At 57.6% G+C, this 25,606-nt stretch carries 25 protein-coding genes; 12 read left to right on the top strand and 13 right to left on the bottom strand.

From position 1 onward, the window contains the following. Positions 1-163 precede the first annotated feature (163 nt). Positions 164-1,288 (top strand): hypothetical protein, encoded by a 1,125-nt coding sequence (locus tag Q1A74_RS07385; protein WP_299594232.1) that lies wholly within the window; start codon positions 164-166, stop codon positions 1,286-1,288. 52 nt (positions 1,289-1,340) lie between these two features. Here the strand turns inward: Q1A74_RS07385 and Q1A74_RS07380 are convergent, their stop codons facing one another. The 5 genes from Q1A74_RS07380 to cysK form a co-directional block, all read right to left on the bottom strand. Continuing rightward, positions 1,341-1,925, bottom strand: coding sequence for an outer membrane beta-barrel protein (locus tag Q1A74_RS07380; RefSeq protein WP_299594230.1), 585 nt, complete (start codon positions 1,923-1,925; stop codon positions 1,341-1,343). A gap of 110 nt (positions 1,926-2,035) precedes the next feature. Continuing rightward, positions 2,036-2,311 (bottom strand): type II toxin-antitoxin system HicB family antitoxin, encoded by a 276-nt coding sequence (locus Q1A74_RS07375; RefSeq protein ID WP_299594228.1) that lies wholly within the window; start codon positions 2,309-2,311, stop codon positions 2,036-2,038. A gap of 244 nt (positions 2,312-2,555) precedes the next feature. Then, positions 2,556-2,774, bottom strand: a complete 219-nt coding sequence (locus tag Q1A74_RS07370) for a hypothetical protein (protein ID WP_299594226.1) — start codon at positions 2,772-2,774, stop codon at positions 2,556-2,558. A 94-nt stretch (positions 2,775-2,868) separates the two neighbouring features. Continuing rightward, on the bottom strand, positions 2,869-3,705 hold the full coding sequence (gene cysQ, locus Q1A74_RS07365) for a 3'(2'),5'-bisphosphate nucleotidase CysQ (protein ID WP_299594224.1): 837 nt from the start codon (positions 3,703-3,705) through the stop codon (positions 2,869-2,871). Positions 3,706-3,831: 126 nt separating this feature from the next. Beyond that, positions 3,832-4,749, bottom strand: coding sequence for a cysteine synthase A (cysK, locus tag Q1A74_RS07360; protein WP_299594222.1), 918 nt, complete (start codon positions 4,747-4,749; stop codon positions 3,832-3,834). Positions 4,750-4,910: 161 nt separating this feature from the next. Here cysK and Q1A74_RS07355 point away from each other — a divergent pair, with 161 nt between their 5' ends. From Q1A74_RS07355 to Q1A74_RS07310, 10 genes are all read left to right on the top strand, one after another. Further along, a complete protein-coding gene (locus tag Q1A74_RS07355) occupies positions 4,911-5,615 on the top strand; it encodes a lysoplasmalogenase (protein ID WP_299594220.1) in 705 nt (234 codons plus the stop codon). A 61-nt stretch (positions 5,616-5,676) separates the two neighbouring features. Continuing rightward, entirely contained in the window at positions 5,677-6,339 is a 663-nt protein-coding gene (gene yrfG, locus Q1A74_RS07350) for a GMP/IMP nucleotidase (RefSeq protein WP_299594218.1), read from the top strand. Between the two features lie 207 nt (positions 6,340-6,546). Then, positions 6,547-6,927 carry a S4 domain-containing protein gene (locus Q1A74_RS07345; RefSeq protein ID WP_299594216.1) on the top strand — a complete coding sequence of 127 codons (381 nt, stop codon included), beginning with the start codon at positions 6,547-6,549 and terminating at the stop codon, positions 6,925-6,927. Between the two features lie 302 nt (positions 6,928-7,229). Then, positions 7,230-8,750 (top strand): serine protease, encoded by a 1,521-nt coding sequence (locus Q1A74_RS07340; RefSeq protein ID WP_299594214.1) that lies wholly within the window; start codon positions 7,230-7,232, stop codon positions 8,748-8,750. Between the two features lie 61 nt (positions 8,751-8,811). Next, complete coding sequence (locus Q1A74_RS07335; RefSeq protein ID WP_299594212.1) at positions 8,812-9,246, top strand: DUF4124 domain-containing protein; 435 nt, start codon at positions 8,812-8,814, stop codon at positions 9,244-9,246. Positions 9,247-9,389: 143 nt separating this feature from the next. Beyond that, positions 9,390-10,268, top strand: a complete 879-nt coding sequence (hslO, locus tag Q1A74_RS07330) for an Hsp33 family molecular chaperone HslO (protein WP_299594211.1) — start codon at positions 9,390-9,392, stop codon at positions 10,266-10,268. A 521-nt stretch (positions 10,269-10,789) separates the two neighbouring features. Then, a complete protein-coding gene (locus tag Q1A74_RS07325; protein WP_299594209.1) occupies positions 10,790-12,337 on the top strand; it encodes a phosphoenolpyruvate carboxykinase in 1,548 nt (515 codons plus the stop codon). Between the two features lie 160 nt (positions 12,338-12,497). Then, complete coding sequence (locus Q1A74_RS07320; protein ID WP_299594207.1) at positions 12,498-13,199, top strand: D-Ala-D-Ala carboxypeptidase family metallohydrolase; 702 nt, start codon at positions 12,498-12,500, stop codon at positions 13,197-13,199. 55 nt (positions 13,200-13,254) lie between these two features. Beyond that, the gene (locus Q1A74_RS07315; protein WP_299594205.1) at positions 13,255-13,977 is read left to right on the top strand and encodes a D-Ala-D-Ala carboxypeptidase family metallohydrolase; all 723 of its coding nucleotides are present in this window, start codon (positions 13,255-13,257) and stop codon (positions 13,975-13,977) included. Between the two features lie 74 nt (positions 13,978-14,051). Beyond that, positions 14,052-15,176 (top strand): AI-2E family transporter, encoded by a 1,125-nt coding sequence (locus Q1A74_RS07310; RefSeq protein ID WP_299594203.1) that lies wholly within the window; start codon positions 14,052-14,054, stop codon positions 15,174-15,176. A gap of 70 nt (positions 15,177-15,246) precedes the next feature. Here Q1A74_RS07310 and Q1A74_RS07305 read toward each other — a convergent pair whose 3' ends face one another. The 7 genes from Q1A74_RS07305 to glnA all read right to left on the bottom strand — a co-directional run bounded on the left by Q1A74_RS07305 (position 15,247) and on the right by glnA (position 22,721). Beyond that, entirely contained in the window at positions 15,247-16,044 is a 798-nt protein-coding gene (locus Q1A74_RS07305; RefSeq protein WP_299594201.1) for a hypothetical protein, read from the bottom strand. A 12-nt stretch (positions 16,045-16,056) separates the two neighbouring features. Next, entirely contained in the window at positions 16,057-16,872 is an 816-nt protein-coding gene (locus Q1A74_RS07300) for a hypothetical protein (RefSeq protein WP_299594199.1), read from the bottom strand. A gap of 33 nt (positions 16,873-16,905) precedes the next feature. Further along, the gene (locus tag Q1A74_RS07295; RefSeq protein WP_299594197.1) at positions 16,906-17,247 is read right to left on the bottom strand and encodes a zinc ribbon domain-containing protein YjdM; all 342 of its coding nucleotides are present in this window, start codon (positions 17,245-17,247) and stop codon (positions 16,906-16,908) included. Positions 17,248-17,604: 357 nt separating this feature from the next. Continuing rightward, positions 17,605-19,017, bottom strand: a complete 1,413-nt coding sequence (glnG, locus tag Q1A74_RS07290; RefSeq protein ID WP_299594195.1) for a nitrogen regulation protein NR(I) — start codon at positions 19,015-19,017, stop codon at positions 17,605-17,607. A 73-nt stretch (positions 19,018-19,090) separates the two neighbouring features. Next, the gene (gene glnL / locus Q1A74_RS07285) at positions 19,091-20,173 is read right to left on the bottom strand and encodes a nitrogen regulation protein NR(II) (protein ID WP_299594193.1); all 1,083 of its coding nucleotides are present in this window, start codon (positions 20,171-20,173) and stop codon (positions 19,091-19,093) included. A 252-nt stretch (positions 20,174-20,425) separates the two neighbouring features. Further along, a complete protein-coding gene (locus tag Q1A74_RS07280) occupies positions 20,426-21,091 on the bottom strand; it encodes a DUF4124 domain-containing protein (RefSeq protein WP_299594191.1) in 666 nt (221 codons plus the stop codon). Positions 21,092-21,317: 226 nt separating this feature from the next. Beyond that, a complete protein-coding gene (gene glnA / locus Q1A74_RS07275) occupies positions 21,318-22,721 on the bottom strand; it encodes a glutamate--ammonia ligase (RefSeq protein ID WP_299594189.1) in 1,404 nt (467 codons plus the stop codon). 361 nt (positions 22,722-23,082) lie between these two features. Between glnA and thiI the strand changes: the two genes are divergently transcribed. Continuing rightward, positions 23,083-24,564, top strand: coding sequence for a tRNA uracil 4-sulfurtransferase ThiI (gene thiI / locus Q1A74_RS07270; protein ID WP_299594187.1), 1,482 nt, complete (start codon positions 23,083-23,085; stop codon positions 24,562-24,564). A gap of 3 nt (positions 24,565-24,567) precedes the next feature. Here thiI and Q1A74_RS07265 read toward each other — a convergent pair whose 3' ends face one another. Continuing rightward, the gene (locus Q1A74_RS07265; RefSeq protein ID WP_299594185.1) at positions 24,568-25,554 is read right to left on the bottom strand and encodes a hypothetical protein; all 987 of its coding nucleotides are present in this window, start codon (positions 25,552-25,554) and stop codon (positions 24,568-24,570) included. Positions 25,555-25,606: the final 52 nt, after the last annotated feature.

Below are 25,606 nucleotides of genomic sequence, written 5' to 3'. Positions count from 1 at the left end.
CATGGAAGCGTGTACATTGAATGAGGTGAGGCATTTCGTCGCGGCGGGGTGACTCTGATGTAGTGGGTGTTAGGCTCCGGTTGCGAATGGACCTGCACATACCCTGAGTGCCCAACAGGGTGCACACATGTGACCGAACAATGCCTACACAAGGAACGCCCCCATGATTCGTCATGCGAAGCTACTTATCTGCTCTGCCCCGCTCTCTCTTTCTCTCGCCCTCACAAGCACACCCGCACTGGGCCATGACCAGGTGGCACCCGCCTACCTGCCTGAAAGCCATGCACCCGCCGGCGTCATGACAGACCACCTGCACAGCCAGGGAGAATGGATGGTCGGTTACCGCTATATGCGCGAGGAATTCTCGGGGATTTATCGCGGTTCGGACAAGACGTCCAGCGCCGCGCTCAATGCCGCGGGCTTTTCCATGATGCCCACAGGCATGACCATGGAAATGCATATGTTGGACATCATGTACGCGGTAAACGACAACCTGACCCTGATGTTTATGCCACAGACGATGTCGATGGATATGACCATGGCCATGACCGAAGGCTCGCATATACACGGTGACTCGGCCATGGCGGGCATGGACGGCGGCATGGGTGATATGAGTGGGATGGACGGCATGGGTGAAATGGATCACTCCATGGAAATGCACGGCAGCCACAGCCACGGCACCAGTGGCACCGGCGATACCATCTTTGCCGGTCTGTTCCGTCTCGCAAACGATGCAGATTACAACCTGCACGCAACGCTCGGCATCAGTGCACCCACCGGTAATGTGGACCTGAAAAATGCAGACGGCACTTTCGTGCACTATGGCATGCAGCTGGGCACCGGCACCTGGGACCTGATGCCTTCGATCACCTACACCAGTGGCCGCAACAGCCTGAGCTGGGGCGCACAGGGCAGCGCGCGCCTGCCGATACAGGAAGAAAACGATTCGGGCTTCCAATTTGGCGAGCGCTACTCTGCCACTGCCTGGAGTGCTTATCGGCTCGCTGACTGGGTGAGCGTCTCTGCCCGTCTCGGCTATACCAAACAGCACGATATCAACGGCCACTACAATGGCCCGCACAATCATTCCAGCCCGTCGGATTTACAGGCCAACTACGGCGGGGAATTTGTAGAGGCGGCGGTGGGTGCCAACCTGGTGCCGCAAACTGGCGCGCTGGCCGGTGTCCGGCTTGGACTGGAGTGGACCAGCAACCTGGCCGCGCACTACAACGGCTATCAGCTGGGCCGGGAGAACGGCCTGAATATGAGCCTGGGTTACGCGTTCTGATTGAGGTACCAACCCGTCGCGTTTACCGGCGCCGGGTTGGGATTTTTATCGGCTAAAAACGGTAACTGAAGTTCACTGTGAGTGTACGCATATGGCCGAAATTGAGCCGCACATCGTCAACGCCATCGTTGACCCAGACCCGGGCGTCCACATCGTTGTAGTTGTATTCGATGGAGGTATCAAACTCCTTGGTCCAGTTGTAGCGGTAGCCTACACCGGCATTCCAATAATTGTCCTCTGTCTCACCGTCGACCACATAGAGCACATCGCGCTTTTCAATGGTGTCGACGTCGAAACTGCCGTAGTTCCAGCCCACCATCCAGTACAGGCATTGCACGTCACAGGTCACGGTAAAATCGACCTTGGCACCGATACCCCACTGGTCTACTGAAATACTGCCGTCGTCAAACCCGGTGTACCGCAATTCGACCTGCCAGATCCCGACGTCCGGCGTGACGCCGATACTGCCGTAGCCGGCAAAGTCCTGTTCATCATTAATCTGCAGTTCGCCGACGCCGAGCCCGACCGTACCCACGATGTGGTACTCGCCATTGCAGTAGCCGTCGATTGGGTTGTTCCATTGGGCCAGTGCCGCACTGGAAGCGAACAGAGCCAGAAGGAATACCAGACCTTTCATTGTCACCGTCCTTGGTTTTTAACTGGTTCAGAAATTACGTTTTCTTTATTTGAAGCGCGTTTAATGTTGGTTCGATTGCTGTGAATTCACTATCCCTGCACAGCTGCGAGTCAGGATTTCGGACTCAACGCATTTTGTTCAATATCGATGATGGCCCAGACGCCACCGGCAAAGGCGGGATTTTTCCGCAGCAGATCCAACTCGCCGGCCTGCGGCGGCGGGTCGCCCGCAGCTTCCAGTTCATCCAGGCGCTCAACGATGGTTTCCGCCATTTTTTGCAGGGCGCCTTCGAGCGTTTCACCATGGCAATGGCAGTGAGGAAGATCCGGTGCGATAGCACCGTAACCGGCAAATTCGATGTTGTGGACCACGACCGGGTAGCGCATGGGAATTTCTCTTTTACGTTAACTTTTATCCCACCAAGCGTAGACCTAATTACCGGAACTTGAACAAAATTCTCGGCGAGGAAAATATTTACGCGACGATTAAAGAGACCACTGCAATTTTTGCGAAAAATTTCCTACCAAACCCAAGCGCCGCGCAACAGGCGAATATTCACCACGGGCAAACCGGGCGCAAATTTTTATTTCGCGAGAATTAACCATACAAAAATGCCCGGGAACAGGATGTTCAGCGAGGGATTCGCCCGAGCAGGGCGCGGCGGGAAAAGATCATTTCCCGGTAGGTCTGGAGAAGAGAGATATCCGGGGATTCGTTGGCGCCCTTCAGCTCCTGCATCTGCCGTGAAAGCCAGGTAATTTCCACTTCCAGGCGCTGGCGGAGATGGCGGGTTTCAGGCTCGCTGATATTGACGTGCGAGTAGCTGGTTGTACTGCGGACACTGGTCATAGGCGGTACCTTGTAATGACCGGCCGTCGTCAAAAACCACGCGACAGCCGGACTATAAGGTTAAGCCTAGACCAGATTTTCCACTCTGCCGGAATCACGCCAACAAAAGAGACTTCCAGTCGAAAGCGCGGTCGCCGATCACATAGAAAAACGGATTCAGCAACGCTTCTTTCTGGTTGTACCGCAGCAGTTCGAACTGATCGTCCACCACGACACCGCCGGCGGCTTCCACCACGGCCTGGGCGGCGGCGGTATCCCACTCGCAGGTCGGTGCGAGGCGCGGGTAGAGGTCTGCGGCACCTTCCGCCACCAGGCACAATTTCAGTGAGCTGCCCATATTCTTGAGGCCGGTCTGGCCCAGGGTGCCCTCAATCCGAGACAGCAGCGTGTCTACGGCACCGGCACCATGACTGCGGCTGGCCACCACTTCGATGGGCTGCTTGCCGTCCAGACGTGGCGCCATGGCGCGCACGGAAATCGGCGTTTCACCCGCGCTATCGCGTTTGAACGCACCCAGAGATTTGGCACCCGCGTAGGTGATATCCAGCACCGGCACATGCACCACCCCCAGTACCGGCTCGCCGTTTTCAATCAGCGCTACGTTGACGGTGAACTCGCCGTTGCGACGGATAAATTCCTTGGTGCCATCCAGCGGGTCGATGATCCAGTAGCGCTCCCACTGGCTGCGCACATCAAACGAGGGCATTTCGCCTTCTTCGGAGAGGACCGGAACCCCCGGTACCAGCTGTTCCAGCGCCGGCGCAAGAATGTTGTGTGCGGCCAGATCTGCTGCGGTGACCGGGGAATCGTCGGACTTGGTGTCGACCTCGATGTCACCGCTGGCGTTGTACACTTCCAGGATCGCCTCGCCGGCCCGCACTGAAATAGAAATGACCTGATCCAGCAGATCCCTGCTTACTTTGTTATCCATGATCGTTGTCCATAATTTCCCCACTAGAGGGCTTTAAAAGTCAGAAGCGGGGAATTATACGCGGCTCGCGGCAGGATTTGTCGATGGATCCTGCCGCTGCCAGTTTTATCGATCTTGGGCTCCGAATCAGGCACTAAACAGGTCTTCAATCGACAGATAACGCTCGCCGGTGTCGTAGCTGAATACCAGTACTCGGCTGCCGGGATCCAGGTCTTTTTCGCGGCGCTTCAATGCCGCAAGCGATGCGCCGGATGATATGCCGATGAAAATGCCCTCTTTCAATGCACACTGGCGGGCCATGTCAAAGCTGTCTTCCTCAGTGACGGCGATGGTGCCATCAAGCGACGACTTGTCGAGCACTTCCGGTACAAAGCCGGCACCGATACCCTGCAGGCGATGCATACCTTTTTCACCACCGGCGATGACCTGAGACTTCTCCGGCTCCACCGCCAGCACCTGCAGATTGCCCATGGACTCTTTGAGTAGTTGCGCACACGCGGTGATATGTCCGCCGGTGCCGACACCGGTGATCAGGAAGTCCAGCCCTTCCGGAAAGTCGGCGAGAATTTCCCGAGCGGTGGTGTTCTTGTGCGCAGTCACATTTGCCGGGTTTTTGAACTGCTGCGGCATCCAGCTGTTATCGTGCTGCGCGAGAATCTCTTCCGCCATGGCAATCGCCCCGGGCATACCCTTCTCCTTGGGAGTAAGCACCAACTCCGCCCCCAGCGCTTTCATGATCTTGCGACGCTCCACCGACATGGATTCCGGCATAGTGAGGATCAGGCGGTAGCCCTTTACCGCAGCCACCATGGCAAGACCAATACCGGTATTCCCGGAAGTGGGCTCGACAATCACACCGCCGGGCTTCAGTGCGCCAGACTTTTCTGCATCCTCGATCATGCCCAGGGCAATCCGGTCCTTGATGCTGCTACCAGGGTTGAAGCGCTCGACCTTCATCCACACTTCGATATCGTCCCGGAACAGGTTGTTGATCCGCACATGGGGCGTGTTGCCGATGGTTTCGAGAATATTGTTGGCCTTCATCTTTCGCTCCGTGAGGTGATGGTCTGGATCAGCGATCTTGTCGCTCGTTGTAAAGTTCGCGAACCAGTGGATTGAACCGCCAGCCGCTTTGACGAATACTCGCAAGAATACTCGCAAGACTTGCAAAGATAAAAAATAGAATAAGAAAACTGGAGATCACTATGTCCGAGGCAGCGATGACAACACAATCCGAATCCCTACAGCCGGAAAACCGACTGTCAATTTCCACGCCCGGCGCACTCTTTGCCCTGGGCGCCACGCTTTATATGGGGCTGGATGCCGCCGGCATCGAGGCTCTGTGGATGGCAGCACTGAAGATAGTGCCGATTCTCACTCTGGTCTGGCTTGCGGCAACGCACCTGAGCGGTCTCGGGCGCACTCTGACGGTGGCGGCACTGCTATTTTCGGCCACCGGAGATGTATTGCTGGCGATTCCATTCGCCAATCATTTTGTGTTCGGCCTGGGGGCGTTTCTACTGGCGCAACTGACGTATGCGGGCAACTTTCTGCGCGCGGCGGAACTCGGCAGCCGACGCTTCGCCCTGCGCGGCATAGCGGTGGTACTGGCGGCGCTGTTACTGGCGCGGCAGGTACTCCCCAACGCCGGCGAGATGGCACTGCCGGTGGTGTTCTACGTGATGGCTATCGTGTTTATGGCGCTGTCTGCGGCAGCCCATCGCAGCGGTTCTTCGCTGCTGTTTGCCGGAGCGCTGACCTTTATGATTTCCGACGCGCTGATCGCACTGAATCGCTTCGTCGACCCGATTCCGCTCTCTGGTACCTGGATCATGCTGACCTACTACGCTGCTCAGGCGCTGCTGGTGACAGGCCTGATCCGCGCGGATTTGGCGGCACGCCGGGCTTAGGGGCATAATAGCCGGCGTTTTTTTGACCAACTGCCCAATCGGGCGGTAACTGGACGGATTTATGCTGGATTGGAGTCGGATCGATACGGTGCTTCTGGATATGGACGGCACCCTGCTGGATCTGCATTACGACAACCATTTCTGGATGGAGCACCTGCCCCTGCGCTACGCGGAGGCCAACGGTATCCCGGTCACGGAAGCGCAGGCGCTGGTGATCCGGATGACCGATGAGTTGCAGGGCACTCTAGACTGGTATTGCCTGCACCACTGGTCCAATGCCCTGAAACTGGATGTGCCGGCGATCTATCGCGAAATCGAGGACCGTATTGCGCTGCGTCCACACACGGACAATTTCCTGCGCAGCCTGCGCGTTATGAAAAAACGTGCCTTACTGGTCACCAATGCCCACCCGGACGGTCTGAGCCACAAGCTGGAGATTACCGGTATCGATCTGTGGCTGGATGAAATCGTTTCCTCCCACGATCTGGGACACGCGAAAGAGAGCACGCTGTTCTGGCATTCACTTCAGGAACGCCAGCCCTTCGACCCCGCGCGCACCCTGTTTGTAGACGACAACCTACATGTGTTGGGGGCCGCGCGGGAGTACGGCATCGAACACTTGCTGTGTATTCGCCAGCCGGACAGCAAGAACCCCGCGCGGGAAATTACCGAGTTTCCGGCGATATTCGATTTTGATGAAATTTTGGGTGCCGGGGTTCGCTAAGTCCGCGTACCGCCTTCGGGTGTCCTTTGGTGGCGGCGGGGCACCGGGTGCGGGTTTTCAGGACCGCTGTAAACCCATCCCTGGGCGCTGCGGCGCAAACATCCTGTTTGCGACGCTCCTGAAAACCCGCACCCGGCACCCCACCTTCGCTTCTGAGTTTTGTACTTCGTAGCGCTATTCGCTCTGAACGGGTTCTGAAATAGATCGATGGAAAAAGTACGTATTGATAAATGGCTCTGGGCCGCGCGTTTCTATAAAACCCGCAGCATCGCCAAGCAGGCCATCGAAGGCGGCAAGGTGCACGCCAATGGCCAGCGGGTGAAAGCCAGCAAAGACATCGCCACCGGCATGCTGCTCACCATCCGCCAGGGATGGGATGAAAAAGTGGTGGAAGTGATCGCGCTTTCCGATCAGCGCCGTGGTGCGGAAATTGCGCAGACGCTGTATCGGGAAACCGAAGACAGCCTGGCCAAACGCGAGCAGTTCGCCGCGGACCGTAAGGCCAGCAACGCCAACATCTCCCACGACCGCCCGAACAAAAAACAGCGCCGTCAGATTCACAGGTTCCTGCGCGAATCACAGGATTAGCTGGCGCTCTGCCAATCCCTATCGATACCTGGTCAAGCCCGGTATGACGCGTCCGAATTGGCAGTGTTATCCCAGACTCGATCCTGGACTAAATAAATAAGTCAGAAGCGAAGGTTGGGTACCGGGTGGCCCTTTTCAGGAGCGTCGGCGACAGGGACGTCGCCGCCGCAGCGTACAGGGATGTATACACAGCGGTCCTGAAAAGGGCCACCCGGTACCCGACCGCCACTGCAGGCCAAACAGAGCACAAACCCGCCAAAGTGCTAAACTGCCCCAAACCAACGAATAACCAAGAAGCCGCAATGAAACACCTGCTGACTTTCTGCCTGCTGATCCTCTGCTTCTCCCAGGCTGCCAACGCCGACAACCGCGAGCGGGAGCAGCTGAAACGCTCGATCATCAAGATCTACACCACCGCCGCCGCCCCCGACTACTTCAATCCCTGGGCCCTGCTCAACGCCCAGCAGCTGTCCGGCTCCGGCGCCGTGATCAAAGGCCAGCGGATCCTCACCAACGCCCACGTGATCGCCAACGGCAGCTTTATCCAGGTACAGCGTCACGGCGATGCGCAGAAGTTTCGCGCACGGGTCACTTTCGTGTCCCACGATGCCGACCTCGCCCTGCTCACCGTTGAGGACGAGAGCTTCTTCGACGACACCCGGCCACTCACCCTCGGCAAACTGCCCGACCTGCAGGAAGAAGTGACCGTCTACGGCTACCCCATCGGCGGGAAATCCCTGTCGATTACCCGCGGTGTCCTGTCCCGTGTCGAACACCAGTACTACGCCCACGCCGAGAGCTACCTGATGGCCGGGCAGATCGACGCTGCCATCAACCCCGGCAACAGCGGCGGGCCGGTGATTTCCGATGGGCGCATCGTCGGTGTGGCGATGCAAACCAACCACAGCAAGGGCGCCGAGAACCTCGGTTACTTTGTGCCACCGAGCGTGATCAGCCACGTGCTGGAAGATGCAAAAGATGGCGTTCACCAAGGATTCCCGGAATTTGGTGCCGTGACCCAGAGCCTGGAGAGCCCCTCCATGAAAGCCGCCGCGGGCCTGACAGAAGACCAGGAAGGCGCGCTGGTGGTGCGGGTGTTTGTCGATGCACCAGCCGCACAGGTACTGAAACCCGGGGACGTGCTGCTGCAGGTGGACGGTTTTGATATTGCCGCAGATCGCACCATCGAGTGGCGTGAGAACCAGCGCACCAATTACCACTTCGCCGTGGACAAATACCATGTGGGCGACAAGCTGCCGGTGCGGATCGCCCGCGATGGCGAGATCCTGGATGCCGAGATCGTATTGGAAGCGACACCGCCCTCGCGCTCACTGGTGCAGGGAGAAAAGTTTGACCAGCGCCCGCGCTATTACATCTACGGCGGTGTGGTGTTTGTGCCGCTGAATATGAACCTGATCAAACGCTGGGGCAGCAACTGGCACTCCAAAGCCCCCATCGAATACCTCTACGCGCGCAACCAGTGGTCCAGCCCGGAACAGCAGGAGCTGGTAGTCGCCCTCAAGGTACTGCCGGCGCCAGTGAACCTGGGCTATCACGACTGGAAGAACTGGATCATCGAATCGGTCAACGGCGAGAAAATCAACGACTTCCAGCAGTTTGCCCAGTTGATGGAGTCATCCCAGCAGGGCTTCGTGGAGCTGAAAGACAGCGCCGGCTACCGCATGGTGCTGGACGCCGCTGCCGCCGGGGAGCAGCAGCCGTTTATTCTGCAGACCTACCAGATTCCCGAGCGTCACTCGCAGGGGCTGTTCAGTACCCTGGCGGAACGGGAAGCACAGGAAGAGCTGGGGCAGGTGCAGTAGCGGCCGCGGCCGCGCCAACAGATAAAAAACACCGTATTTTTTGATGGGGAAGGGAACAGGGATGTTTTGCCGACTGATGATTCTGGGCTGTGCGCTGCTGGCAGCGAATACCAGCGCCAGCGAACTGTACCGCTGGGTGGACGAAGACGGTAAGGTGCACTTCGGCGACCGGCCACCGCTGGAAGCCAAGGCGGAGTCTCTGGAGGGCCAGCTGAAACCGGTCAACAGCGCCGACCCCACCCGCAAACAGGACTTCCCCGACAGCCAGCGCGCAAAACAGCTCGAGCGGGAGTACGCCGCACGGAAACAGTCCGAGCAATCCAGGGCCCGCCGCCAGCAGCAGATCGCCTGCGCCCGTGCGCGCAAGCAACTCAAAATTCTCAAGGGGCCGGTGTACTTTGTGGATGCCGAGGGCAACGAGTCCACCATCAGCGAGCGCCAGCGGGTGGTAGAGGCGCGCAAGCTGGAAGCGCAGGTCCGCCAGTATTGCGGTTAGCCCCCGCCCCTCCCGCCAACCATCTCCCGTTCGCACTCACTATCCTGTAACACCAGTGTATTTGGGCGCGACAGACACCCAATCAGGCACTAAAATCGCCACCCTCAATTTCCCCCTCCCGATCATCAACGAGGCACTTTCCCATGTCGGACCAGTTGGAACGCTTCATCTTCTCCAAGCACGATATTCGCGGCCAGCTGGTCACGCTTACCGATGCCTACCGGGAGGTGCTGGAGCACAATCCGCTGCCGCTACCGGTCAAGCAACTGCTGGGCGAGTTTCTGGCCGCCGCCTGCCTGCTTTCCACCACCCTCAAGTTTGAGGGGGTGCTGATGTTGCAGGCCCGCGGCGAGGGCGATGTACCCTTGCTGGTGGCCGAGTGCACCCACCACAGCGACGTGCGCGGCCTGGCGCGCGTGGCGGAAGGGGCAGAGATCAAAGAGACCGCGACCCTGCGCGAGCTGGTGGGCAACCGCGGCGCCCTGGTGATTACCGTGGATCCGCAGGAGGGCGAACGCTACCAGGGCATTGTGCCGCTGGAGAAAGATACCCTGGCGGAGTGCCTGGAGGATTACTTCACCCAGTCAGAGCAACTACAGACCCGTTTCTGGATCGAATCGAGCCCGGATACCGTGGGCGGCATCATGTTGCAGGTACTGCCCGGTAACAATGCCGCCACTGCGGTGGAAAACGCGGACGCCTGGGAGACCGGTGTGCACCTCGCTTCCACGGTCACCGCCGAGGAGTTGCACAACCTGCCCCATGACGAGCTGCTGGTGCGCCTGTTTCACGAAATGGAACCGGCGAGCCTGGGCACGGCAAATATCCGCTTCAAGTGCAGTTGCTCCGCCGAACGCAGTGCCCGCGCGCTAATCGCCATGGGCCCAGAGGATGTGTACCAGCTGCTGGAAGAACAGGGCGGCGAGATCACCGCAGACTGCCAGTTCTGCAACCAGACTTATAAATTTGACCGCGACAAGGTCGAAGAGCTGTTCAACGCCCCGCCGCACACGTTGCATTGATTGGTCATGTGGCGGCGACGATGTCGGGTATTACTTGCTGAGACACGCCGTGAACCCATCCTTGGGGGCTCTGCAAAAACATCCTGTTTTTGAAGGTCTCAGCAAGTAATACCCGGCATCGTCATCGTCGCCTGCGCCCCTACATCAGAGCACCGTCCAAACGCGAACGCGCCCACCTGGCGCGTTTTTTCGTTTCGGGTGCCCGCATACTCATCCCGTCCTGCCCCGCCCCTCCCTGAAACTGACTGTAGTAAAAACTACAGAACACCCAATATTCCCTAAAATTATGAAGTAAAAAAACTACATCATCATTTTGAATAAAATTTCGCAAAAAATTTCCCTGACAACGCTGTTTTAGATCAAAATTTATACTGTTTTTCCTGTGAACAGAATTTGAAGTTTGCCATAATGCGCGCGCCAGCCAGCTTGGCACGGTAATAGCCCGCGGCTATTTATCGCAAACCCGGGCGGCACCCCCTACTATTTATTTCAGTGATACAACTTTCATGGGTAATAAGCGAATGGCACAGCAAAACGAGATGGTGCAGGCGTTCTCCAATCTGTCAGCAGCACAACTGGTCGAACAGGCGCTGCAGCGCGGCGAAGGCCACCTCACGCATACCGGTGCACTTCTGGCAGTAACCGGTTCTCGCACCGGCCGTTCTCCCGCGGACCGTTTCGTGGTGGAAGAAGCATCCACTGCCGACAACATCGAGTGGGGCAGCGTCAACCGCCCGTTCCCCGCGGAAAAGTTCGACGCCCTCTGGGCCCGCGTTGAAGATTTCGTTGCCAGCCACGACAGCTTCGTCCAGCAACTGCATGTCGGTCAGGACGAAGACCACTATATCCCCGTGAAAGTCACCACCCAGACCGCCTGGCACAACCTGTTCGGTCGCAACATGTTTATCCGCACCGACAAGTACAACCCCAAGGGCAAGGAAGAGTGGCGCATCCTGCACGCCGCGAACTTTGAGTGCGATCCGTCCCGCGACGGCACCAATTCCGAAGGCTGCGTGATCATCAACTTCGCCCAGCGCAAGGTATTGCTGGCTGGTATGCGCTACGCCGGTGAGATGAAGAAAGCCATGTTCTCGGTGCAGAACTTCCTGCTGCCGGAAAAAGATGTGATGCCGATGCACTGCGCGGCGAATGTGGGCAAAGACGGCGATGTGTGCCTGTTCTTCGGCCTCTCCGGCACCGGTAAGACCACCCTGTCCGCAGACCCGGAACGCTACCTGATCGGCGACGACGAGCACGGTTGGGCCAAGGGCGGCGTGTTCAATATGGAAGGTGGCTGCTACGCCAAGACCATCAACCTCAGCCAGAAGAACGAGCCTGTCATCTGGGACGCCATCCGCTTTGGCGCCATCGTCGAAAACGTGGTGACCGACGATGCCGGCGTGCCCGATTACGACGACACCAGCCTCACCGAGAATGGCCGCTGCTCCTACCCGCTGGAGCACGTAGAAATGCGCCAGCTGGAAAACCGCGCCGGCGAACCGAAGAACGTGATCTTCCTGACCTGCGACGTGACCGGTGTTCTGCCGCCAGTATCCATCCTGTCCAAAGAAGCTGCGGCCTACCACTTCCTGTCGGGCTACACAGCACGGGTCGGCTCCACCGAGCTGGGTGCGGAAGCGGGTATCCACCCCACCTTCTCCACCTGCTTCGGCGCGCCCTTCATGCCGCGCGCACCGCGGGAATACGCTGACCTGCTGATGAAGCGCATCGACGATTTCGATTCCCGAGTCTACCTGGTGAACACCGGCTGGACCGGCGGCTCCGGCGAGAAGGGCAAACGCTTCCCGATTCCGGTGACCCGCGCGGTGATCGCCGCCATCCAGAGCGGCGCACTGGAAAACACCGACACCGTGCACCTGGATACCATGAATCTGGAAATCCCCGCTGCGGTGCCGGGTGTGGACAAGTCCTACCTGAATCCGCGCGACGCCTGGGCCGATAGCGGCGCCTATGACAGCGCCGCCAGCAAACTGGCTGCACTCTTCGCCGACAATATCGAGAAGTTCGCTGTCAGCGACGAGATCAAGGCCGCCGGCCCCAAGGCCTGACAGCTAGATTCCCCCCCGGCGGCCTCGCGACCGCCACCCCAAGGCGATCTTCGGATCGCCTTTTTTGTGCCCGACGCCCAACCCTCAGATGGCTATAGTCATAAGAGACCCCTCTCCGTCGAACAACCCCGGCGGAGCACCCGGGAACCAGCAATCGACTATGGGAAATCAGGCTGCCGGTATGCCATTGGGCAATCCTTTTAACAGAGCCAAGCGCCGCTACGACCACCTGCCGCCGAGCCAGCAGACCAACTGGTGGGTCGTGGTCGGCGTCGCCCTGTTGTTGCTGCTACTGCTGCTCCTGCTGTGGCTCTACCTGTACTTCAAGGCGCAGGAAAAGCCCTACAACGAACTGCAAGGCTACCGCGTAGCCACACACGCCAGCCTCAATCAGTTTCTGCGCCAGCGCCGCAATCGAAGCGAGTTCAAGCAGCTGGCTCAGTTTCTGAAAGAAGCCGGCGTCGGCAATGCGACGGAGCCGGAAAACCTGTTGCGCCAGGGATCGGACTGGCTGGATATCGACGAACCGCCCTTTGCCATTCCACCGCGGGACTACTGGCCAAATATGGTCGCCACGTTGAAACTGATTCGCGATGAGCTGGTACCCAGTATCGGCCCGGTGGATGTGGTCTCCGCATTTCGCACCGATCATTACAACCAGAAAGCGGGCGGCTCGAAAAAGAGCAAACACAAGACCTTCTGCGGGCTGGATTTGGTGCCGCGCTCCAATATCAGCCGCAAGGAGCTGATTGAGGAACTGAACAACCTGCACGCCCGCCTGGGCCCAGAAAGCCATATGGGGCTGGGGATATACAGTGGGGTGCGTTTCCACGTGGACACCTGCGGATTCCGCCGCTGGTAACCGATGCGCGAGCGATTTTTTGTTAGCTGTTTAATGTAGTTGGGTAGTCAGCGGCATGGATATCAAAGAAAGTCCGGATCACGAGTTTATCGACATCCATATCGAGCGACGCCGGGTGATCTGGATCGTCGCGCTGGTGCTGATTGGCTCCCTGATACTGGTGGTGCTCACCGTGGAAAAAGCGCGCGAGCTGGCGGAGCGTATTGTCAGCCCGGTGGAGCATATCGAGCCGGAGCCGGTTGATCCGGATGTGCCGCTTATTTACCGCATCAAAGGCTACACCGCGGCCACGGCCGTCGCTTTTGAAAAATTTCTCGATGAAAATGACAACCGGGCAAAGTTCGAGAAGCTGGAGCACTTTCTCGAGATCAATCATGTCAACGACGTGGTGCCACCTTACGAGCTAATGCGGCAGGGCACCGACTGGCAGGAGATTGACGAACCACCGTTTTCCATACCGCCGGAAGATACCTGGGAAACCATGGTGGACACCCTCAAGGTACTGAAGAATTACATCATCCCGGAAATCGGCCCGGTGATTGTGCTATCGGGCTGGCGCACCGCGCGCTACAACGCCAAAGCCGGCGGCGCGCGCACCAGTAAGCACATGCATTTCTGCGGTCTCGACATGATTCCCGAGGATGAATACACCCGCAAACAGCTGCTACCCAAGCTGCGCCGCATCCACAAAAAAGTCGGGCGCAAATGGAACATGGGCCTCGGCATCTACAGTGGTATCCGCTTTCATGTGGACACCTGTGGTTACCGCCGCTGGTAAACCCCGAGGCTATCTGTTTTCATAGCCCCTGATTCGATAATCCCACCCACATAACAACAATCAAGGACGCTCCGGTGCAGGAAAGACTGGAAAGACGCTCGTTTATCTTCACCCTGTTGCTGGTGACCATTGCCTTCGGCTTTCTTCTGAAGCCGTTTTTCATCGCCATCTTCTGGGCCTGCGCGGTCGCGCTGATCTTCCACCCCCTGTACCGCTACCTGCTCAATCGCTTTCCCCGCTGGCCCAACCTGACTGCACTGGCGACCCTGCTTTTGTGTATCGTCGTGGTGGTTATTCCGGTATTGGCGGTAGCGAGCTCGTTCATCAGTGAGGTGGCCAACCTCTACCAGAAGGTGCAGTCAGGGGAAATCAATCTCGGCGCCAAGGTAGAACAGGTGCGCGCCGCCTTCCCGGGTATTAATGCGGCGCTGGAACGCGTCGGCATGGACTTCGATGGACTGAAGGAACGCCTTCTCGGCGGGCTGATGACCGCCGGCAGCCTGATCGCCAAAAATGCCCTGGCGCTCGGCCAGAACACCCTGAACTTTTTTGTCAGCCTCGGCCTGATGCTGTATCTGACATTCTTCCTGATTCGCGATGGTAATGCTCTAGTTGCGCTGCTCATCCGCGCGCTGCCTCTGGGTGACGAGCGGGAAAAGCTGCTGCTGGCAAAATTTGCCGAAGTCACCCGCGCCACCATCAAGGGCAACCTGGTGGTGGCCGTTACTCAGGGCACGCTGGGCGGGATCATTTTCTGGATACTGGGACTGCCCGCACCACTGCTGTGGGGTGTGGTGATGACGGTACTCTCGCTACTGCCCGCCGTGGGTGCGGCCATCATCTGGTTCCCCGCGGCTCTTTATCTATACGCTACAGGGGATTCGGTGAAAGCCACCGTATTGATGGTCTACGGGGTCGCGGTAATCAGCCTGGTGGACAATATTCTGCGCCCGATTCTGGTGGGACGTGACACCAAGCTTCCGGACTATATCGTGCTGTTTTCCACCGTTGGCGGCCTATTCATGTTCGGCATCAGCGGCTTCGCCATTGGCCCATTGCTGGCCGCGCTGTTTATGGCGTTCTGGGAAATCTTTATGCGCGAGTTTATTGCCGACGGCGAACCGCTGATCCCACCGAGAACCGTCTCGCCGATCGACGACGTCAAATCGTCTGGCGAAGCCCGCTCAGATCCGCCCTGACGTGCATAATCCGGGCCCGCACAACTATCAAGCGGGCTCCGTATTTTTGCACCTGCGATGCTGACCATCCCTACCGGTTTCGACTGGACTCCTGCAGGATGAGGTGCATCTGCGCCATCGGTGTTTGATCGATAATGATCACCCCTTCCGTTGCCCGGTCCAGATCTGCAATCAACAAGATGACCGTGGCAAAGGTCAGCCCGAGGGTAAACGCCAACTGCATCGACCCACCCCGGCTGACACCGAACTGGAACCCGATCGCCAGCATGGAGAGCCCGGTCAGAAAGTAAAGCGCAATCCATATTGGCCCCGGTATTCGATCTTCGAGGCCCACCACAATGCGGGAATTGTGTGAGTTGATGATACTGGTGACCGGTTCAACAAAGTGGCGCAGATAACCGGCGTCGTGTTTTTCCGATACGTGCTGATCGATGATTTTCCAAAGTTGAGCCTGAATCGCAACACTCTCTGCCAGCGCCTCCGGGGTTATCTCATCCACTTTCGGATCAAAGTCCCGCAACTCGGCGTAGTCAATCAATAGTCGTTTGGCTTTGCGCGCCGCTTCCGGCTTGAGAAAGTCTGCATGCAGGTACGCGGTGTGGATGGCATTCACCTCGTCCAGCAATAGCGCTTTGCGATCGCTATAACGGCTCGCCGTCATATTAAAAGTAAATGCCAGCAGGAAGGCGAGCAGGCCCAGGGTGGCCGTAACCGTGCTACCAATCGAGGTCTCCTTTTCCGCGCCCTGCGATCGGATATAGTGGCGCCCCAGCACCAGACCGAAGCCCATGGTAGAAAGCACCAGCAGAACGGTGAAGACATAAATCACCGCCAGCGGAATCGAATGAAACAGTTCGTCAGCAATCATGGCCGGGGACCGTCAAGTAGTTGCTGTTAACAGCTGGCGCAACTTTTCCGCTAGCGGGAGCAAAACGTCGTCGTCACTCCAGTAGCCGGTATGACTGAGCGGGTTCCAGGAAGTCAGCAGGTTGCCCGCATTGATGGGGTGATCGCGCACAAAGTGATAGGTGTTGCCCAGCTGGTTCATTGGCCAACCCAGCACGTCGTCAGCATCGTAGTAGTTATCCCACTGGAACTGCGGGTTGGGGCGGTCAAAGCAGGTAGGGCGGTCTAGCCCAGAGGCAAAAATGGGAATATTGCAACCGGTAGTTACCAGGTTGCGCAGAGATCGCAGCTTTACAAATTCGCGCTCGCCCGCGTCGATACCCGCCATGCTCTCGAAAATATATTTTCCGGTACCGGCATCCCACAGGTAGCTGGAGATCACCTGGCAACCGAGGGACTGGGCGATAATCACCACCGGTTTGCGGTGGTCGCGCCCAAGCTCCTCAAACGCCTGGCTCAGTTGCGCCTGAATTTCCCGCTGCACCTGTAGGTACTTGGTATTTGGGCCCGCCTGGCGCGCGCTGTACTCGAGCGCGGCAGCATCGCCAAATCCAAACAGCAGGAATTTGCGCAAACGGGTAGCGTCCAGTTCATTGTCCGTATCCCGCAGCATCCGCTCCCAGAGAATATTCTGAGGCTGCTGCAGGAAATAGGCATAATTCACCACTTTGAAGGAAACCCGTTCCCAGTCGGCACCAAGGTCATTCCGCAGCCGGTTTTCCAGCTCACTGTGGTAGTGCCAGTCCACCTTACCCATACCGTGAAGGGTAATCAGTGCAACGTCTTTCATCCTTGAAATCCCACGTTGATCAGAAATTGGTAGTCAGGCTTTTTTTACAAACTCCGACTTCAACTTCATCGGCCCGATACCATCAATCTTGCAGTCGATATCGTGATCTCCCTCCACCAGCCGGATATTCTTTACTTTGGTGCCCACCTTCACCACCGACGACGAACCTTTCACCTTCAGATCTTTGATTACCGTAACCGTATCGCCGTCGGCCAATGGATTGCCGTTGGCATCACTGATCTTAAGGCCGTCCTCCGCCCCCAATTCTGCCTCGCTGCCCGACCATTCATGCCCGCATTCTGGACATACAAACAGGCTTCGATCTTCGTATGTGTAGGTTGACTTGCACTGGGGACAATTGGGTAGGTCACTCATGTGAGGCTTTCCTGAAAATTAAGTTGGCGCATTTAAACAAAATCCGCCCCCAGGTTCACCAAACTGAAGATGAGTGTGGCGGGGTATACGCCGTATTCGGGGTTTTCACGTCCGTGAATCCATTTGGTCGATGCACGAAAGACTCCTCAACCATGCCTTCGGCGGTAATACCTTGAAAGCATAGTAGAGAGCTCTGTCAGCCCAGAACCATGGATACTTGAGCGTGATTTGAGCTGGCAGGAAGGGACAGGAAGTTAGCGGGGAGGGAGCACCTGGCGCAGGAAGGGTGCGGCGGTACGGCGCGGCGGGGCCGCGCGCGTACCGGCGATTTCATTGGTGGGTCTAACGTCACACGCGCTAGTCATCGGCGCCATTCATACCCAGTTCTTTCAGCTTGCGTGTCAGCGTATTGCGCCCCCAGCCCAGGAGTTCTGCGGCATCGCGTTTGCGGCCAGCGGTGTGTTTGAGGGCAATTTCGATCAGGGCGCGCTCGAAGGCGGGTACCGCTTCACTGAGGATTTCCCGCTGCCCAGTGGCCAGTGCCTGGTCGGCCCACAGGCGCAGGGCTTTCTGCCAGTCCTGTGGCGCTTCACTGGTAGCACCCTGCTGGTGAAGTTCTGGCGGCAGGTCGTCCACCAGGACTTCGCGGCCAGATCCCATAACGGTAATCCAACGGCAGGTATTTTCCAGCTGGCGCACATTGCCCGGCCAGTCCAGGCCAGAGAGGTATTCTTCGGTTTCTTTCAGCAGGATTTTGGGCTCTACCCCGAGATCCTTGGCGGCGCTGTTGAAGAAGTGGCGCACCAGGCGCGGGATGTCCTCGCGGCGATCGGCGAGACGGGGGATATGAATGCGGATGACATTGAGGCGGTGAAAAAGGTCTTCGCGGAACTTGTGCTCTTCGACCAGGCGCTCCAGATCCTGGTGTGTAGCGGCAATAATACGGACATCAACTTTTACCGGGGTGTGGCCGCCCACCCGATAAAACTCCCCGTCTGCCAGTACCCGCAGCAGACGGGTTTGCGTCTCCGCGGGCATGTCCCCGATTTCATCGAGGAATAATGTACCGCCATTGGCCTGCTCGAAGCGGCCGGCGCGCTGGGCAGTGGCGCCGGTAAATGCGCCTTTTTCATGGCCGAACAATTCGGATTCCATCAGGTCCTTGGGAATCGCCGCCATATTGAGTGCAATAAACGGTTGGTTCTTGCGCGGGCTATGGTTATGCAGCGCGGCCGCCACCAGCTCTTTACCGGTACCGGATTCACCATTGATCAATACGGTGATGTTGGAGTGAGACAGGCGGCCGATGGCCCGGAACACTTCCTGCATCGCCGGCGCTTCGCCAATGATTTCCTTGTTGGCGGTGCCGTTTTCGATGATGACCGGTTCTTCCGGCTGCTGCTCGTTGGCATGCGCAAGGGCGCGACGGGTAACAGCAACCGCTTCGTCCACATCAAACGGTTTGGGCAGGTACTCGAAAGCACCACCTTGATACGCAGCCACCGCACTATCGAGATCCGAGTGTGCGGTCATGATGATAATCGGTAATTCCGGCCGCTCGGCCTGGAAGCGCTGCAACAATTTGAAACCGTCGGACCCCGGCATACGGATATCGCTGATCACCACGTCCGGTGATTCGCTATAAAAGTCATCCAGGGCGCGGTCGCCATTTTCGTAGCAGGTGGTGTCGATGCCCGCACGAGACAGAGCGCGCTCCAGTACCCAGCGGATGGAGCGGTCGTCATCAATGATCCAAACGCGATTGTTCATAGTAGTTTTCCGGCCTGCGTTTTACGTTCGTTGTATTTTTAAATGGTCACTAAGGTCTTCAATTCTGCCGTGGCTATTCATTCGCCAGCGGCAGATAAATCTGGAACTCCGTCTGCCCGGGCTCGCTCTCGCATTTGATCAGCCCCCGGTGCTGATTGATGATGTGCTGGGAAATGGAGAGCCCCAACCCTGAACCTTCGGCACGCCCGGAAATCATCGGGTAAAAAATGCGCTCGCGAATGTCTTCCGGAATACCCGGTCCGTTGTCCACTATGTCGATACGGCACACCAGCGCGCAGTGCCTGCGGCCGATGGTGAACTGCCGTTGCACCCGGGTGCGGATAGTCAGGCTGCCATCGCCCAGGCCCACATTTTCCGTAATCGCCTGCATGGCGTTGCGCGCAATATTCAAAACTGCCTGGATCAGCTGTTCGCTGTCTGCCGGAATATCCGGAATCGACGGGTCGTAATCCCGCTTGATCTCCAGGGCGCCATTGCACTCGGCTTCCACCAGCTGCGCCACACGTTCGGTTATCGAGTGCACGTTGACCGGTTGCAGCTTCACCGGCTGCCGTGGCCCCAACATCCGGTCCACCAGATTGCGCAGGCGGTCGGCCTCTTCAATGATGATCTGGGTGTATTCCGCCAGATCCTCGCCCTCGGGCTGCGTCAGGTCCTTCAATTCTCTTTGCAGCAACTGTGCCGCTCCGCGAATTCCACCGAGGGGATTTTTCACTTCGTGGGCCATGCCCCGCACCAGATTGCGTGTGGTCTCCTGGGCGGAGATGAGCGCATCCTCTCGTGCGATGCGCAGCAGGCGATCCATGGACTGCACTTCCAGCAACAACAGCCCCAGCTCGGTGAGCGGTGTCACCGAATAGTCCACGGTGCACTCTTCCAGGTTGTGCAGCAGCCACAGGGCCCGCCGCACGGTGTATTTCTCGCCAGTGGCCAGCGCCGAGCGCAGGGCCTGCTCGGCGGAGCGGGATTCGCGCACCACTTCTTCCAGCGGCAATCCGATCGAGCGGGTGCTGGATGCAGCAACCAGGTCCTCGGCGGCAGAATTGAGGTAACGCAGCGACAGGCTCTCGTCGAGCACCAAGACGGCCGAGGTAAGGTTGTCCAAAAGCAGGCGTAGCTGGCGGTCGTTGAGCATTCAGGCTTCCGAGGTCAAGAGTTCCGATTTGGTTCATTTATTCCGCTCGCCTAATGGCAGTGCAAAAAGCAAACCAAAATGGCGCAAAAAAATCGGGCATAAGGGAAAGGTTCGGGGGCGCAGGTAGAAGACGCCGCACCATCATGCACCAAAAGTGGGCGCAGATCAAAATTTGTGCAATTCGGGCCCCAGAACGGGGCTCGAGCAAGGGGGAGGCCAGGGCCGCGCGTCATCGCGGCCCGCTGAAGGAAATTAACGCCTGGGTTGAGGCTTGGGGCTAAGGCCCGGCGCCTGCGGAGCCTTGGGCATCGCCGGAGCCTGGCGAGCAGGGAAATCGGGCACCTGGCCGCCTGGGCGCTTCACGTAGACCTCAATGGCCTGGGACTGCGCCAGAGGCTGGCCGCCGGAGCCCAGCAACACGGCCTGCAGGGTGTGAGTTCCCCGTTCCAGCGCCGAGATATCCAGGCTGGTGCCGGACGAGGTGCCCGACCAGCGCTGGCCATCCACCACCACGAAAAATTCATAGCCGTCCTTCGGCACCGGATCCACCGCCACCTGCAACACGATAAACCGCTGGCCCGGCGGAATGGTGGCGCCATTGGCAGGGCTGACAATGGCAAAATTTACCGGACCCTGGTCACTCCCATTGCGGTCATCGCCATCGCGCGGCGAGAGCTTGCGGGTTCGCAACGGCTGCCGGGGGGCAATAGGCTGCACGTTGATGGGCCCGATCTCGACCTTTTCGGCCTTCTCACCAGCCAGCGGGCTGTCGCTAAAAGTCACCCGGCCATCTGGACCGACTATCTTGTACACGCTGCCAGAAGAGCTGGCCGGCTTTTTATCGCCAGCACCCGCGTCCTGCAGCGCCAGCACGGGCGCGGCCAACAAGAGTGCCAGCAGTGCAATCCACCTGTTCATGGGCGTTCCTGCCTCTCGCTTTCAGTTTTAGGTTGCTCAATTAAGGCTAGTGTACCCCGCCCAGCCGTACTACTCAGCCCCGACACGGGCATAAAAAAAGCCCACACCGGGTAGGTGTGGGCTTTCTCGTCATCTTTGCGCCGTTCTCACCAGATCTCCCAGAGGAAAGAATCCGGCGGCGGCGCGCCAATGATACTCCGTTTTACACGGAAGCGCCTGGGGCGACTTATACCGAGTAGTACAGCTCGAACTCGACCGGGTGAGTGGTCATGTTCACACGCTGTACTTCTTCCTGCTTCAGCGCGATGAACGCGTCGATAGCGTCGTCGGTGAATACACCACCTTCGGTCAGGAAGGCGCGGTCCTGATCCAGTGCTTCCAGGGCCTGTTCCAGGCTGGAGGCAACGGTCGGGTACTCGGCCAGCTCTTCTGCCGGCAGGTCGTACAGGTCTTTGTCTGCAGGATCGCCAGGGTGGATCTTGTTCTTAACGCCGTCGAGGCCAGCCATCAGCATGGCTGCGAACACCAGGTACGGGTTAGCGGTGGGATCCGGGAAGCGCGCTTCAATACGCTTGCCTTTCGGGCTCGGCACGAACGGAATGCGAATGGACGCAGAGCGGTTACGCGCGGAGTAGGCCAGGATAACCGGCGCTTCGAAGCCCGGTACCAGACGCTTGTAAGAGTTGGTGGAAGCATTCGCAAACGCGTTCAGGGCGCGTGCGTGCTTGATGATACCGCCAACGTAGTACAGCGCAGTTTCAGACAGCCCAGCGTAGGCGTCGCCAGCGAACTGGTTAGTGCCGTCTTTGCTGAAAGACATGTGGATGTGCATGCCGGAACCGTTGTCACCAACCAGCGGCTTGGGCATGAAGGTGGCGGTTTTGCCGTAAGCGTGCGCTACGTTGTGTACCGCGTACTTCAGAATCTGAACTTCGTCCGCTTTCTTGGTCAGGGTGTTGGCGCCAACACCAATTTCACACTGGCCAGCAGTACCCACTTCGTGGTGATGCACTTCGATATCCAGGCCCATGGCTTCCATGGCGGAACACATGGCGGCACGCACGTCGTGCAGGGAGTCGACCGGCGGGACCGGGAAGTAACCGCCTTTCACGCCCGGGCGGTGACCCATGTTGCCTTCGGAGAAGGAAGCACCGGAAGACCAGGCCGCTTCTTCGGAATTGATCTTGTAGAAAGCACCGCCCATTTCGGCGCCCCAGGTGATGTCGTCGAATACGAAGAACTCGGGCTCCGGACCGAACAGCGCGGTGTCGCCAAAACCAGTGGACTTCAGGTATTCCTCGGCGCGCAGTGCGATGGAACGCGGGTCGCGCTCGTAGCCCTGGCCGGTGATCGGGTCGACGATGTTACAGCGAATGATAACGGTCGCTTCGTCGGTGAACGGGTCGAGGAAAGAAGTCTCGTCGTCCGGCATCAGGATCATGTCGGATTCGTTAATGCCCTTCCAGCCGGAGATGGAGGAACCGTCGAACATCTTGCCTTCTTCAAAGAACTCGCCGTCAACTTCCTTTGAAGGAATGGAAACGTGTTGTTCCTTGCCTTTGGTATCGGTGAAGCGCAGGTCTACCCACTTCGCTTCGCTCTCTTTGATCAGGTCGAGCGTCTTTGACATTTCAGTCCTCCAAGAATGAAAAATTATGTGTTGCGCCAATTCGCTTTATCTTGTGGCAACAGACGAAGCAAGGAGTGTGCCAAATTGGGGCAAACGGGCTTTAGAAGAGTTCTGGGGTGCTGAATCCGGCCGCAGGCACCGGTTTCCGGCCACCTACCGCAACAACACCCCCACAGTAGTCCCAAGTTTGGCGCCTCAAAAGAGCAAATTGCACCAATTTGGGGCCAGTCAGTCACGGAAAGCACCAAAACGGTGCTACAAGCAAAATCCCCACAGCGAGTTTATAATTCGCCACCTTTCCCCGGGAAGCGGGCTTACCCCTCCCCGGCCTCAAATTCACCTGCGGTTCCGGCACATTCTCATGCACTTCGTCGTCAAGTTTTTCCCAGAGATCACCATCAAGAGCAATCCGGTGCGCAGGCGCATGTCGCGGCAGCTCGCCGACAACCTGCGCAAGCTGATGCGGCAGCTGGACGACCGGATCAAGGTACAGAAAGACTGGGAAAAAATCGATGTCGTGTTTGATGAGACACAGGCGCCGGATGCAGTATCCCATCTTTCTGACCGAATAGAAGAGGTACTGGCGCACACCCCGGGCATCGCCAACTTTGCGCGGGTGCAACAGTTCCCCCTCGGCGATCTGGACGACATTTACCAAAAGACCCTGGCCATCTGGGGCCCGCAATTGGCTGGCAAGACGTTCTGCGTGCGGGTAAAGCGTACCGGCAAGCACGATTTCCAGTCTCTGGACGTGGAGCAATATGTGGGCGGCGGCCTGAATATGAATACCGATGCCGCCGGGGTGAAACTGAAAAACCCGGACATTACCGTCAAACTGGAAGTGCGCCACGACAATCTGAATGTCATTGAAGAGCTGCACCAGGGGCTCGGCGGTTTTCCACTGGGCACCCAGGATCCAGTGCTGTCCCTGGTCTCCGGCGGCTTTGACTCCACCGTGGCCAGCTACCTGACAATGAAACGCGGTATCCGCACCCACTTCCTGTTCTTCAATCTGGGCGGGCGCCAGCACGAGCTTGGCGTCAAGGAAGTGGCTTTCTATCTGTGGGACAAGTACGGCGCCTCCCACCGGGTGAAATTCATCACCGTACCTTTCGATGAGGTGGTCGCAGAGATCCTGGAGCAGGTAGACGACTCCTATATGGGGGTAACCCTGAAACGCATGATGCTGCGCGCGGCCTCTGTCGTCGCCAAGGAGCTGGACGTGGATGCCGTAGTAACCGGCGAAGCCATCGCCCAGGTATCCAGCCAGACCCTGAAAAATCTTGCGGTTATCGACAGTGTCACCGACACCCTGGTATTGCGCCCGCTGATCACTTCCGACAAGACCGACATCATCCGCACTGCGCGCGCCATCGGCACCGAGGAGTTCGCCGCGAACATGCCCGAATACTGCGGTGTGATCTCGGTCAAACCCACCACCCGCGCGAAAATGGAAAAAGTCGAACACGAGGAAACCCGCTTCGACTTTACCGTGCTGGACCGCGCCATCGGCAACCGGGTAATGCAAAACATCGATCAGGTAATGGATGACCTGGGCGAGGATGCGCCGCCAGTGGATATCCTCACTGAACCTGGCGATGCCACCGTCATCGACATCCGCCACCCCACCGAAGAAGAAATAAATCCGCTGGAGCTGGATGGCGCAGAGGTAGAAGTCATTCCTTTCTATCGCCTCAGTACCGCCTTCCAGAAACTGGACAAAGACAAACAGTACCTGCTGTATTGCGCGCGCGGGGTAATGAGCCAGCTGCACGCCTCACACCTGCTGGATGAGGGGTATCGCAATGTTGGCGTGTTTCGGCCGGAAAAGCCCAAGCACTGATCTCTAATGACCACCATAGCCGTCTGCACCGGCCATTAACGCGGTCTTACTCCCGCCTACATTGGGGTTCCGGGCTCCGGAGCCCCCAAGTAATTTTTTATAAAACGCATCCGGATTGCTGAGCAAATCGCGACGAATGGCTTGGTATTTACCAGTATTCTGCTTTGAAATTCTATCGGGAAAAAATTTCTCCAGCCAAAAAACAATTCGCTTTGCTTGCGTTTTTAGTAAGGGGATCGATTTCAACCAATCACCAAATCTTTTGGTCCAGGGCTTGCCCTCAGCCCTGAATCTTTTGACCCGTGAAGACGACCCCATATGGAATACCAATCCTCCATAAGTGCCTCCCATCAGGAAATGATAATCCTCAGAGTTGGAGCGAAGCACTTTCAACCATGGGATATTTTGCTGCCATAATCGATACCCGATACCTATCCCAGTATCGAACGTCTGCTTGGTCTGCTGAAGAAAACGGTTATAGCCAGCCTTCTCGCTGTCTCCTGACGGAGCACCAAAGCATAAATTGAATTTCCGAAACAGGGCTGCCGATGCAAATATAAAAGAGGGATGAGGAAGATAGGAATCGCCATTTTCCTCCCGCTGCACAGCCATAAGATCTGCTTTATTTTCTTGCAATAAAGACTTCGCACGATCAAAAAAATCGTCATAAATAGGCCAGCTATCAACATCAAAAGTACAGATGTAATCACAATCATCGTCCAGCGCGATGGATTTCAGCTGATCCAGGTACCAAATATGCTCAAGGCTTCCCCGCAGGTCCGTGTCCTGCAAGCGCACGGGCTGCAGATATTCTTTTCCGTGCATGTAGTGGTGCAACCCGGGGTCCAGACGATTGAACGCACCATATATTTTGAACTGGTTATCGTAGCAGGCCTCCAATCGTCGGAAATGCTCCTGAATAACCCACTCTTCCGATGGATTCAAATAGTAGACCACCAGAATACCAATTTTCATATTTCCATCCGGCATAGCCAACTTCCTTATCGATTCGCACTGAAACGGCCCATTTTCATCAAGGCAG

The organism is uncultured Microbulbifer sp. (assembly GCF_947504145.1).
GTDB lineage: Bacteria > Pseudomonadota > Gammaproteobacteria > Pseudomonadales > Cellvibrionaceae > Microbulbifer.
The sequence above is the reverse complement of the archived record's forward strand: the minus strand, read 5'-3'. Positions and strand labels throughout refer to the sequence as shown.

Bases quoted from the DNA above. Each gene is read 5' to 3' on its own strand.
- Q1A74_RS07385 (WP_299594232.1), top strand. From the start codon at position 164: ATGATTCGTCATGCGAAGCTACTTATCTGCTCTGCCCCGCTCTCTCTT.
- Q1A74_RS07380 (WP_299594230.1), bottom strand. From the start codon at position 1,925: ATGAAAGGTCTGGTATTCCTTCTGGCTCTGTTCGCTTCCAGTGCGGCA.
- Q1A74_RS07375 (WP_299594228.1), bottom strand. From the start codon at position 2,311: ATGCGCTACCCGGTCGTGGTCCACAACATCGAATTTGCCGGTTACGGT.
- Q1A74_RS07370 (WP_299594226.1), bottom strand. From the start codon at position 2,774: ATGACCAGTGTCCGCAGTACAACCAGCTACTCGCACGTCAATATCAGC.
- cysQ (WP_299594224.1), bottom strand. From the start codon at position 3,705: ATGGATAACAAAGTAAGCAGGGATCTGCTGGATCAGGTCATTTCTATT.
- cysK (WP_299594222.1), bottom strand. From the start codon at position 4,749: ATGAAGGCCAACAATATTCTCGAAACCATCGGCAACACGCCCCATGTG.
- Q1A74_RS07355 (WP_299594220.1), top strand. From the start codon at position 4,911: ATGTCCGAGGCAGCGATGACAACACAATCCGAATCCCTACAGCCGGAA.
- yrfG (WP_299594218.1), top strand. From the start codon at position 5,677: ATGCTGGATTGGAGTCGGATCGATACGGTGCTTCTGGATATGGACGGC.
- Q1A74_RS07345 (WP_299594216.1), top strand. From the start codon at position 6,547: ATGGAAAAAGTACGTATTGATAAATGGCTCTGGGCCGCGCGTTTCTAT.
- Q1A74_RS07340 (WP_299594214.1), top strand. From the start codon at position 7,230: ATGAAACACCTGCTGACTTTCTGCCTGCTGATCCTCTGCTTCTCCCAG.
- Q1A74_RS07335 (WP_299594212.1), top strand. From the start codon at position 8,812: ATGTTTTGCCGACTGATGATTCTGGGCTGTGCGCTGCTGGCAGCGAAT.
- hslO (WP_299594211.1), top strand. From the start codon at position 9,390: ATGTCGGACCAGTTGGAACGCTTCATCTTCTCCAAGCACGATATTCGC.
- Q1A74_RS07325 (WP_299594209.1), top strand. From the start codon at position 10,790: ATGGCACAGCAAAACGAGATGGTGCAGGCGTTCTCCAATCTGTCAGCA.
- Q1A74_RS07320 (WP_299594207.1), top strand. From the start codon at position 12,498: ATGGGAAATCAGGCTGCCGGTATGCCATTGGGCAATCCTTTTAACAGA.
- Q1A74_RS07315 (WP_299594205.1), top strand. From the start codon at position 13,255: ATGGATATCAAAGAAAGTCCGGATCACGAGTTTATCGACATCCATATC.
- Q1A74_RS07305 (WP_299594201.1), bottom strand. From the start codon at position 16,044: ATGATTGCTGACGAACTGTTTCATTCGATTCCGCTGGCGGTGATTTAT.
- Q1A74_RS07300 (WP_299594199.1), bottom strand. From the start codon at position 16,872: ATGAAAGACGTTGCACTGATTACCCTTCACGGTATGGGTAAGGTGGAC.
- Q1A74_RS07295 (WP_299594197.1), bottom strand. From the start codon at position 17,247: ATGAGTGACCTACCCAATTGTCCCCAGTGCAAGTCAACCTACACATAC.
- glnG (WP_299594195.1), bottom strand. From the start codon at position 19,017: ATGAACAATCGCGTTTGGATCATTGATGACGACCGCTCCATCCGCTGG.
- glnL (WP_299594193.1), bottom strand. From the start codon at position 20,173: ATGCTCAACGACCGCCAGCTACGCCTGCTTTTGGACAACCTTACCTCG.
- Q1A74_RS07280 (WP_299594191.1), bottom strand. From the start codon at position 21,091: ATGAACAGGTGGATTGCACTGCTGGCACTCTTGTTGGCCGCGCCCGTG.
- glnA (WP_299594189.1), bottom strand. From the start codon at position 22,721: ATGTCAAAGACGCTCGACCTGATCAAAGAGAGCGAAGCGAAGTGGGTA.
- thiI (WP_299594187.1), top strand. From the start codon at position 23,083: ATGCACTTCGTCGTCAAGTTTTTCCCAGAGATCACCATCAAGAGCAAT.
- Q1A74_RS07265 (WP_299594185.1), bottom strand. From the start codon at position 25,554: ATGCCGGATGGAAATATGAAAATTGGTATTCTGGTGGTCTACTATTTG.